Annotated in this window: 16 protein-coding genes and 1 pseudogene; 13 read left to right on the top strand and 4 right to left on the bottom strand. The window is 44.1% G+C overall.

Annotation, left to right across the window (positions count from 1 at the left end; translation table 11 throughout):
* On the top strand, positions 1-295 hold a 295-nt coding region (locus ABUA47_RS20790), incomplete at its 5' end, for a hypothetical protein (RefSeq protein ID WP_349831976.1).
* Between the two features lie 41 nt (positions 296-336).
* On the opposite strand, the gene ABUA47_RS20785 is transcribed toward ABUA47_RS20790, so the two are convergent.
* From ABUA47_RS20785 to ABUA47_RS20775, 3 genes are read right to left on the bottom strand one after another with little or no spacing between them, the layout of a single operon-like run.
* On the bottom strand, positions 337-990 hold the full coding sequence (locus tag ABUA47_RS20785) for a hypothetical protein (protein WP_154269401.1): 654 nt from the start codon (positions 988-990) through the stop codon (positions 337-339).
* 56 nt (positions 991-1046) lie between these two features.
* On the bottom strand, positions 1047-2030 hold the full coding sequence (locus tag ABUA47_RS20780; RefSeq protein ID WP_032948906.1) for a replication initiation protein: 984 nt from the start codon (positions 2028-2030) through the stop codon (positions 1047-1049).
* A gap of 10 nt (positions 2031-2040) precedes the next feature.
* The gene (locus ABUA47_RS20775; protein WP_025077300.1) at positions 2041-2439 is read right to left on the bottom strand and encodes a hypothetical protein; all 399 of its coding nucleotides are present in this window, start codon (positions 2437-2439) and stop codon (positions 2041-2043) included.
* Positions 2440-2878: 439 nt separating this feature from the next.
* Here ABUA47_RS20775 and ABUA47_RS20770 point away from each other — a divergent pair, with 439 nt between their 5' ends.
* The 6 genes from ABUA47_RS20770 to ABUA47_RS20745 all read left to right on the top strand — a co-directional run bounded on the left by ABUA47_RS20770 (position 2879) and on the right by ABUA47_RS20745 (position 5510).
* Entirely contained in the window at positions 2879-3097 is a 219-nt protein-coding gene (locus ABUA47_RS20770; RefSeq protein WP_225979671.1) for a prevent-host-death protein, read from the top strand.
* A complete protein-coding gene (locus ABUA47_RS20765) occupies positions 3087-3428 on the top strand; it encodes a toxin RelE (RefSeq protein WP_008142487.1) in 342 nt (113 codons plus the stop codon). Before ABUA47_RS20770 ends, ABUA47_RS20765 begins: the two co-directional genes overlap by 11 nt.
* Before the next feature lie 332 nt (positions 3429-3760).
* A complete protein-coding gene (gene mbpA / locus ABUA47_RS20760; protein ID WP_004327437.1) occupies positions 3761-4060 on the top strand; it encodes a mobilization protein MbpA in 300 nt (99 codons plus the stop codon).
* Positions 4057-4851 carry a mobilization protein MbpB gene (mbpB, locus tag ABUA47_RS20755; protein WP_007560590.1) on the top strand — a complete coding sequence of 265 codons (795 nt, stop codon included), beginning with the start codon at positions 4057-4059 and terminating at the stop codon, positions 4849-4851. The genes mbpA (ABUA47_RS20760) and mbpB (ABUA47_RS20755) overlap by 4 nt, the downstream gene beginning before the upstream one ends.
* Positions 4808-5260, top strand: coding sequence for a mobilization protein MbpC (gene mbpC / locus ABUA47_RS20750; protein ID WP_004295511.1), 453 nt, complete (start codon positions 4808-4810; stop codon positions 5258-5260). Before mbpB (ABUA47_RS20755) ends, mbpC begins: the two co-directional genes overlap by 44 nt.
* 19 nt (positions 5261-5279) lie before the next feature.
* Positions 5280-5510, top strand: a complete 231-nt coding sequence (locus ABUA47_RS20745) for a hypothetical protein (RefSeq protein ID WP_004295510.1) — start codon at positions 5280-5282, stop codon at positions 5508-5510.
* A gap of 36 nt (positions 5511-5546) precedes the next feature.
* On the opposite strand, the gene ABUA47_RS20740 is transcribed toward ABUA47_RS20745, so the two are convergent.
* Positions 5547-6572 carry a replication initiation protein gene (locus ABUA47_RS20740; protein ID WP_004295509.1) on the bottom strand — a complete coding sequence of 342 codons (1026 nt, stop codon included), beginning with the start codon at positions 6570-6572 and terminating at the stop codon, positions 5547-5549.
* A 412-nt stretch (positions 6573-6984) separates the two neighbouring features.
* On the opposite strand from ABUA47_RS20740, the gene ABUA47_RS20735 reads away from it, so the two are divergent.
* The 6 genes and pseudogenes from ABUA47_RS20735 to ABUA47_RS20710 all read left to right on the top strand — a co-directional run.
* Positions 6985-7236, top strand: a complete 252-nt coding sequence (locus ABUA47_RS20735; RefSeq protein WP_004295507.1) for a hypothetical protein — start codon at positions 6985-6987, stop codon at positions 7234-7236.
* Positions 7233-7508, top strand: coding sequence for a type II toxin-antitoxin system YoeB family toxin (locus ABUA47_RS20730; protein ID WP_004327436.1), 276 nt, complete (start codon positions 7233-7235; stop codon positions 7506-7508). The genes ABUA47_RS20735 and ABUA47_RS20730 overlap by 4 nt, the downstream gene beginning before the upstream one ends.
* Before the next feature lie 10 nt (positions 7509-7518).
* On the top strand, positions 7519-7716 hold the full coding sequence (locus ABUA47_RS20725) for a hypothetical protein (protein WP_004295503.1): 198 nt from the start codon (positions 7519-7521) through the stop codon (positions 7714-7716).
* A 191-nt stretch (positions 7717-7907) separates the two neighbouring features.
* Complete coding sequence (gene mbpA, locus ABUA47_RS20720) at positions 7908-8207, top strand: mobilization protein MbpA (RefSeq protein ID WP_025077299.1); 300 nt, start codon at positions 7908-7910, stop codon at positions 8205-8207.
* A complete protein-coding gene (gene mbpB, locus ABUA47_RS20715) occupies positions 8204-8998 on the top strand; it encodes a mobilization protein MbpB (RefSeq protein WP_217316110.1) in 795 nt (264 codons plus the stop codon). The genes mbpA (ABUA47_RS20720) and mbpB (ABUA47_RS20715) overlap by 4 nt, the downstream gene beginning before the upstream one ends.
* A pseudogene (locus ABUA47_RS20710) lies at positions 8955-9186 on the top strand (hypothetical protein); the annotation flags it as partial. The gene mbpB (ABUA47_RS20715) and the pseudogene ABUA47_RS20710, both read left to right, overlap by 44 nt.

Raw genomic sequence — 9186 nt, 5'->3', positions numbered from 1 at the left:
ACGCATAGAAGATGCAACAGCCAAAAAGGTGGAAATAGACATGGGGAGTCTTGAAAGTGCCGAAAATCGCCTAAAAAGCGTATTGGCGGACTTTGAACGGCAGGGAAACAGAATGAAAAACGGCAGCTATGTGGACAAGAAAGTTTCAATGTACTCAATCCTTTGTGCTGTTTTTTCCCTATTGTTCGCCTGTCTGATGTGTTATCTGTGGGTGGATGCAGCCAAGGACAGGGATAACTACAAGAGGTATTATGAGTATTTTCAAGAGATGGATAAACAAAAAAGCGGAGAGTAGTATTCTCCGCTTTTTTGTTTATAATGTTTTTAATCGTTTGGTTATATTGCATGAAAACCAGTTATTTTCCCGTCATCAACAATACCTGAACTATTTTTTGAACACCACCCTACCATTTCGTATTTGTGTTTATAGATACTGCCATATTTAATCATTCCTGTGGCTTTTATATTATCACATTTGTTCCCTGAAAAATTAAAAGAACCGTATTCGTCAGGGGTCCAAGTTGTTGCAGGGTTTGAAGATACTGATGTACTTTGTATCGTTACACTTGAAGGTTTTGGACCGTCATAAGATAAAATCATAGTGGTTTGCGATGAAGCGACAGCACTACTATGACTACCATATATAGGGAAGGTCATAGTAGATCTTGTGTTGCTTAAGGCTTTTGGTGCATTGTCTTCATTTTGTTGAGTTGGTTCAAAATTATCAAACTCAATACCATTACTCATGTACTCCAAGAAACTTTTAGTCTTTTCGTAATCCATTTCTAAAAGTTCTTTGTTACGCTGTTCTATACTAACAGTCGTGTCAAGTTCCCAACCATAAGAATCGAACAAATTCATCAATGTTTCAATTTTAGCTTTTTCTTTATCGGAATAACCGTTGTTGTTTATGTCCTCTTCATTGGTACATGACCCTAAGAATAACACAAAGGAAAAAGCAGTAGCTAATGATAATAAAAACTTTTTCATATAATACACATTTAAAGTTTAGATATGGCAAACTTAAGAAATTATTTGTTATTCAGTTAGATTTCTTTTAATTTTCTTTTGATAGCCCCGATAACATATCCTTTGGGGTTTTCTGCCAGTCGTGCGCCTTTTTTCAATTCTCCCAGGAACCCCATGAAATTGGGGATGCGGTTTTGCCCCTCGATAAGGGTTTTCTTGTTCTTGTTGACTTCATCAGACTTGAAGTCAAAGGAGAATTTGAGGTAGTCATATACGTTGTTCTCCAGCTGGAGCCGTGCCGTAACTTTAGCCATGCGCGCTTGTTCCTGTAGTGCAGGGTCTTCTCTGTCTTCAAAGAATACAGGGAATAGGGTCCAGCCAATGACCTTCTTTCCTTCCTTTTCCTCCTTAGCAACAAAGGAGTATGGAGAGGATTCATCAAGTTCTTTTTTAGCTGCATCGATAACATATCTCTTGAAATCATTAACTCTTTCGTATTTTCCTTGCAAGCAAAACCTTTCGCGAAGTCCGTCAGACCCCTCTAACGACACGAACAAAGGTTGGGTTTGTCCGGACATCAGCTCATAGAATCGCATGGCATAGACGCTTTTAAACTTCATGGCTGTTATGAGTTCGTATTTCTTGAACCCTTTCGTAAAATCAAGTGCGGCTCTCCAGATAGGGTCATAGACATGGAAGGTAGCAATACCTGTGCCTTTTTCTATTTTAGGGTGTTCGATGATGGCTGTATAGAACCAAATCTTATCATCTTCATATTCAGCCCCTTTCTTAGATAGCGATGTGAATGCAGCTTTAGCCTTGGCATAGTTGTGGTCATCTTCGTCTCGAAGAATGGATGCTACAGGCATGGTGATGTTCACCCCACAGTCAGACGGCTCAATCTTGTGCATATGGTCTTTGATTTTAATACCTTCCAACCATCGTTGGGCAAATTCGATAAGACGATATATGATACGCTTTTCGTAAGGACTGAAATCGTATTTGGCACATGTCCATATATAGGACTGGAATACGGCTTTGTTTGGTAGGTTTTCGCTCATAGGTATTCTTTTAGATTGTTGCGTATGGGTCAAGTTCCTTAATCCGCTTACACAAATAATCGAAGCGTTTCTTAGTAAGCGGTGTGAGTGTATCGAGGTTCTCGCCATCAAAATCCTCTCCAAAGATAATGTCGTCCACCCCTATTCCATGATTGTAGTTCTCACGCACACAATCACGCAGAATCCAAAGGTTGCGCAGATTTACCCAGTCTGCCGTTTTATTCTTGATTCTGCTAAACAGCACAGCGGCTGTGTATAGGTAGTGTCCGCAATGGTTGTAGTCATGCAGCACCAGTTTCCCTTGATAGTATATGTCGAAGTCTTTATTTTCTTCATCTTCCTTTGTGTCGCAGTAGAAGAACGGAATATCTTTCAGACCGTCCCAATCAATGTAAGTAGTTGGTTTCATAAGTGTGCTTTTATGGTTTTCTGCAAAGATACAAATTAAGTACGAGTTTAACAAATAGAACTCGTACTGTTTATTCTTTATCTCGTACTTGATGGGGGTGATTTTTATTCTTTATCTCGTACTTTAGTATTCTTTATCTCGTACTTAGAGGGTGTTTTTCTCGCATAATGCGCGCGCGCGAGGATAGGACATAGATAGTCGATGTTAAGATAGAAACAAGCTCATAAGGTTGAGATTGCTTCCCAACTTTCGGAAAAAACGGACGAAAAACAATAGGGAAAACAAAGACAAAGCCCCCTCGTAAGGGGGTTGGGGGATTGTGCGTTTATTGAAGCTTTTTTTTGCGTGTTAAAGTATATTAATTTGGTTACAATATCGGTAACAATGGTTACATTTGTATCACAATCAAAAAAGTTTAAGATATATGCAAGTAATTCCATTGAGCAAATTTCGGACGAATCAGACAGCGACCCTTCTTCGTGCTATTCAGGGAGAATCCGTCTTTCTGACTTCACGTATCGGTGATTTTAAACTGGTGCCAGTGTCCGTAGAAGAAAAAATAGCCACTCGAATAAGAGAGGGCTTGAATGAAGTGAAACGAATCGAAGCTGGTGAGCAGCCAGCCAAGAGCGCAAACGCATTCCTTGATGAGCTTTGAAGTAAAGACCACCCCGCATTTTGAGAGGGAAGCGAAAATCCTTGCAAAAAGGTATAAGTCTTTTAAGGCTGACATGAAGGATTTTATCGAGTCATTGGAAAAGAACCCCATGCAGGGGGATGAACTGAGCCCAGGTATCCGTAAAATAAGACTTGCCATTGTTTCTAAGGGGAAGGGTAAGTCTGGGGGAGCACGTGTTATCACATACACGATTTGTGCATCGGAGAGTGAAGGTCGTGTTTATCTTGTGGATGTCTATGATAAGTCAGACTTCTCTACCGTAAGTGTATCTATTCTTAAAAAAATCATATCTGAACAGGGTATCCTTTGACCAGTCAGCGTTAGTGAAGCGAACTGTGTTTTTTCTCTTTTCAGTCTGCAAAGGTAACTCCACACTCCGAAGCCGTCAAGGGCTTCGCAAGTTCGGATCTGAAAAAATCCTGAGCAGCTTCGCTGTGCGGTTTTTTCCGCTCGAACCCTTGACTGCTCTCCGTGTTCCGTTGTGGGAATGGCAGGGAAAAAAGAAAAAAGTGTGTGGCTATGCTGTGTGTTATCGCTGTGTGTATCCCCATGCGGCGTGTATATATAGCAAGAAGTGTCCTTGTCGGACAATTCTTGCTTTTCTCGCTTTGCTCAAAAAGATTTTAAGATTACCTTTGTGGCATGGAACTAAGACGGAACGAAAAGATTACATTCCGGTGTACCGAACTTGAAAAGGACGCACTTGCGGAGCAGGCAGCCCGGTGCAGTCTAAGCGTATCGGAATACTGCCGGAGTTTGTCCCTTGGGGGGCGCCCAAGGGAGAGGTACACCGAGGAGGAACGGCAGCTTCTCCGGGACATAGCCCAGTTGAAAGGAACGCTCCAACGGCTGAACAACTACTTCGGTGGTCGCCAGTACCGGGAAGTGTTCGAGGAGAACCGGGCACTAATTACAGAGCTCAAAAAAATACTCTCACGATGATAGGGAAAGGGAAAAGCATATCACATGGTGTGGCGGCATTGGAGTACGACCTCGCCAAAGAGATAAACGGGCAGGCAGTAGCCACCGAGATAGCCCGGCATGAACTTTATGGGTGTACTGGTGCGGAAATGGTGCAGGAAATGAAACCGTATCACATTGATTTTCCGAACGTAAAAAACAACTGCCTACGTTTCGAGGTCAGCCCCTCGATAGAGGAAAGCGCCACCTTTACGGATGCGGACTGGGCGGAACTTGGTAACGACTTCATGCAGCGCATGGGGTTGGCGAACCACCAGTACATCATCATCCGGCACAGCGGTACGGAGAGCAAGAAAGAGCAAGCCCACCTGCACATACTGGCAAACCGGGTTTCCCTTTCCGGGGAACTGTACCGGGACAACTGGATAGGGAAAAAGGCAACGGAAGCCGCCAATGCCATAGCCAAGGAACGGAACTTTGTACAGTCGCAGGACATTGGCAAAGTCAACAAAGCGGAAATCAAGGAAGCCATGGACGGCGTATTGAAGAAGATGCAGGGCTTTGACTTTACCAAATTCAAGGAAGAACTTGGTAAGAGAGGTTTTAAAGTCCGGGAAGCCAGGGCAAGCACCGGGAAACTTAACGGCTACTATGTCACAGCCCGAAGCGGTACGGAGTATAAGGCAAGCGAGATAGGGAAAGGCTACACTCTCGCCCATATCGAGCGGACACAAAGCAAACTGAAGTGCAACTCAATGAACATATCTCATGGAAACAAACTCACACCCGGAAGCGGCAGCTTCCAACGTTAAGCAGGGACAGTACAGCCCCCGGAAAAGAAAAGATACAACGCCAAGGGTAAACCCGCAGCTTGCGGTAGAACTGGTGTATCAAGAACTAAAGCGTGTTGAAGTCTATACGAAGCGCATAGAGGACGCAACAGCCCGAAAGGTACAAATAGACGGGAAAAGCCTTGAAAGTGCCGAAAATCGCCTAAAAAACGTGTTGGCGGACTTTGAACGGCAGGGGTACAGAATGAAAAACGGCGGTTATGTGGACAAACGAATTTCGTTCTACTCAATCCTTTGTGCTGTTATCTCCCTATTGTTCGCTTGTTTCATGTGCTATCTTTGGACGGATGCAGCCAAAGACCGGGACAACTACAAGCAGTATTATGAATACTACCAAGAGCAGGCAAGGGAACAAAAGGGGAATAAATAAACATCTAACTTTACGAATTATGGGAACAACGGAACACGAAGAACCCCGGTTCTTCTTCATACTGAACAAGGGTGCGAAGTCCGGCGGCGAAATCACCCATGCCGTCCTAAACGGTAGTATCGTTTCGAAGCCGGCAGGCTGGGACGCCTTTCATGGGCTTGCACTGGCGAGAGAGAAACTAAGCAGCGAGGAAATACAACAGCAGATGAAAGAACTTGGTGTAGAAATGGAAATCGTTCCTCTGATTTGACAAGATTACCCGGAGTGTTTCAGCCGGGTAATCTTGTTACTTATCCTTGATTTTCCCTTTAAGGGCGTTTATAATCCACCCTTTCGGATTGTTCTTTTCTCGTGATTTTCCGTTTAGGAGAGCCAGTTCTCCGATAAGGTCGGTTATCTTTTCTTGTGCCGTTATGAATGTCTCTTTGTTCCGGTTTATCTCTTCCGATGTGAAGCCGCAGGAATAACGGAGGTACTCGTACACATGGCTGTCTATCTGATATCGTGCTGTAACCTTTGCTTGCAATTCTTTCCCTTCCAGTTCTTCATCTCTGAACTGTGGTTGATAGACCGGGTAGAACCTAAACCCGGTCACCTTGCTACGTTTGTTGTTTGGGTTTTCACGCACTTTCACGTAGTTGAAAGTGTATGGGCAGCTCTCATCAAGCGCAGCCTTTGCTGGTTTCAAAACTCTTTCCTCAAAATGATCTATTCTGTCTTTTCCGTTCTTGTCCTTGTATTTGTCCGCAGGTATGCCAAGACGGTCTTTCAAGTTTTCAAGGGATATATCCAAAGGGTACACCTGCCCACTCATTAACATGTAAAACCTAAGGGAATACCCAGTAGGTAGCGCAAGAGCCTTGTTTAACTCAAATTCTCTGTACCCCTTGGCGAACTTGGTAAACACATCCCAAAGGTCGTTAGACACACGAAAGGTTATAATGCCAGTGCGTTTTTTATATTTTGGGTTAGATATAAATCCGCACTTCCACCATTCCTCGTCATCTTCGTAAGTAAAAAAACGTCCTGCCAAAGAATCGAGTGCGGCTATGATTTCATTGTAATCACGTCCGGAAAAAATAACGTCAGATACATGCATTTGTGCATCAACATCCCAAAGTCCATGCTCAAACTTGCGTTTCGTGCCTGCATAATCTTTCAGTTTTACTCCCTTTAGTTCAGCTTGGCACGCTTCCAGTATGCGAAGAACTATTCTTTGTTCGTGTATGGACATGTCTTGCTGTTTTGACCATGTATATACCCATGAAACAACAACATCTTTATTCTTGGTAATAGGTAGTTTCTTTTTCATAAACGATTGATTTGCTGCAAATATACACAATCCCCACATTAAAACAAAAAAAGAGGGGTAAAACTCCCAAAGTGTGGGGACTAATTTACTTTTAAACTCCCAAAGTGTGGGGACTAAACTCCCAAAGTGTGGGGAAACACATGTTCTAATCCCTTTATTTATGGGCGTTTGCGAAGAAGTGATAGAGCATATTACAGACGATGCTTATAACAGACAAGGGGAATTTATAGAGCTAAGTGGTTGATTTACTGTCGGAAAAAGAAAAACGATAGGGAAAAAGAGCAAAGCAAAACCAACCAACGGGCGGTAGGATTGGAAACGGGTTTTTATGGCGTGTACACGTTTGTGTACAAAATGTTTGTATTTTATTGAAATATAGCTATCTTTGTGCTGAATTTAAAAGCAAACAGATATGGAAGCATTATCAGTAAGAGAATACCGTAACAACCTCGCAGCGTCTTTCACCAAAGCTGACAATGGCGAGCAGGTACTAATTCGCAGGAAAAACGAGATTTACGCTTTGGTAAAAGTTGGTCGTGAAGATTTGATGATAACCCCGGAGCTGCAAGCAAGGATTGACAAGGCAAGGGAAGAAATCAAATCCGGAAAGTGTGTTACCCTCAAAAGCAGTGAGGATATTGACGCTTATTTCGATAGTCTATGATGTACACAATTAGGGTTTCCGACGGGGTGGATAAGGTGATTGCCAAATGGAAGAAATCAAACCCCAATTTGTTCAAGAAGTATAAGAAAATCTACAAAGAATTGTTAGAGCACCCTAAGACTGGGCTTGGGCATCCCGAAGCGTTAAGGGGCGGTGGGGATATTACATGGTCTCGACACATTACCGCCCATGACCGGATAATCTATGACATTTACGAGGAAGTGGTAGAGGTCTACATCTTGGAGGTAGAGGGGCATTACAACGATAAATGATAAAACTGTTATGGTCGAATATTGTGTTTACTGGTTAGAGAACGGCGAGCCTATGCACGAGGTGTTCTCTTCTCTTGCCGCCGCCGAGATGTACTCATGTGCGATAAGAGGGAAAGAAAACATTGAATGGGTGGAGGTGTCCGAAGAAGAAACCATTGATTTGGACGAACTGGAAGACATGTTCCCGGATGACTTCTGCGGCGTGTAATCCCCTTGGGTAGAAATGGGGTAGAATTTGTTAGGCTGTGGGGGATTTTCTAACACGCCGGGGCTTTTTGCTGGGCGGTTGGCGTGGATGTATTCCCATGCGGCATGTGTATATATAGCAAGAAGTGTCCTTGTCGGACATTCTTGCCTTTCTCGCTTTGCTCAAAAGGATTTTAAGACTACCTTTGCGACATGGAAGTAAATCGAACGGAAAAGATAACATTCCGCTGCACCGCACTTGAAAAGGCGGCACTTGCGGAACAGGCAGCCCGATGCGGCATCAGCACATCGGAATACTGCCGTACACTCGCACTGGGCGGACGACCCAAGGAGAGGTACACGGAAGAAGAAAGGGAACTGTTTCGGGAGATAGCCCGACTGAAAGGAACACTCCAGCGTCTGAACAACTACTTCGGTGGGCGCCAGTACAGGGAAGTGTTCGAGGAGAACCAGGCACTAATCAAAGAACTTAAAAAGATACTTTCACGATGATAGCAAAAGGAAAGAGCATATCTCATGGCACGGCAGCACTGGAGTACGACCTTGCCAAAGAGATAAACGGAGAGGCAGCAGCCACTGAGATACACCGCCATGAACTTTTTGGCTGCACAGGCGAAGAAATGGTGCAGGAAATGAAACCTTACTTCGTTGATTTCCCGAACGTAAAGAACAACTGCCTTCGGTTTGAGGTCAGTCCTTCAGTGGAAGAAAGTGCAGGCATGACCAATGCGGACTGGGCGAAGCTCGGCAACGACTTCATGCAGCGCATGGGCTTGATGAACCACCAGTATATCATTGTGAAGCACAGTGGAACGGAGAAGAACCGCAGGCAAGCCCACCTGCATATACTGGCAAACCGTGTGTCGTTATCGGGAGAACTCTACAAAGACAACTGGATAGGGAAGAGAGCAACGGAAGCCGCCAACAGTATAGCCAGAGAGCGGAACTTGGTACAGTCAAAGGACATAGGCAAAGCCAACAGGGAAGAGATAAAACAGGCTATGAACGGTGTCCTTGCAAGGATGCAGGGATTTGACCTTGCCGGATTCAGCCGTGAACTCGGAAAGCTGGGTTTCAAGGTAAGGGAAGCCCGGGCAAGTACCGGCAAACTCAACGGTTATTACGTGGAAGCCCGGAGCGGAACAGAATACAAGGCAAGCGAGATAGGGAAAGATTATACGCTTGCCCACATCGAGAAGACACAGAAAAAATTGAAGTATAACTCAATCAGCAGGAATTATGGAAACACCCTCAAACCCAAAAACGGAGGATTACACCTATAAGCAGGGACAGTACAGTCCCCGAAAGAAAAAGGACACCACACCCAAAGTAAATCCGCAGCTTGCGGTAGAACTTGTGTTTCAAGAATTGAAGCGTGTAGAAGCCTATACAAGACGCATAGAAGATGCAACAGCCAAAAAGGTGGAAATAGACATGGGGAGTCTTGAAAGTGCCGAAAATCGCCTAAAAA

It is taken from the genome of Bacteroides sp. RTP31139st1_H2_RTP31139_211217, assembly GCF_040227615.1.
GTDB classification, from domain to species: Bacteria; Bacteroidota; Bacteroidia; order Bacteroidales; family Bacteroidaceae; genus Bacteroides; species Bacteroides uniformis.
This window is presented reverse-complemented; position numbering and strand designations above follow the sequence as displayed.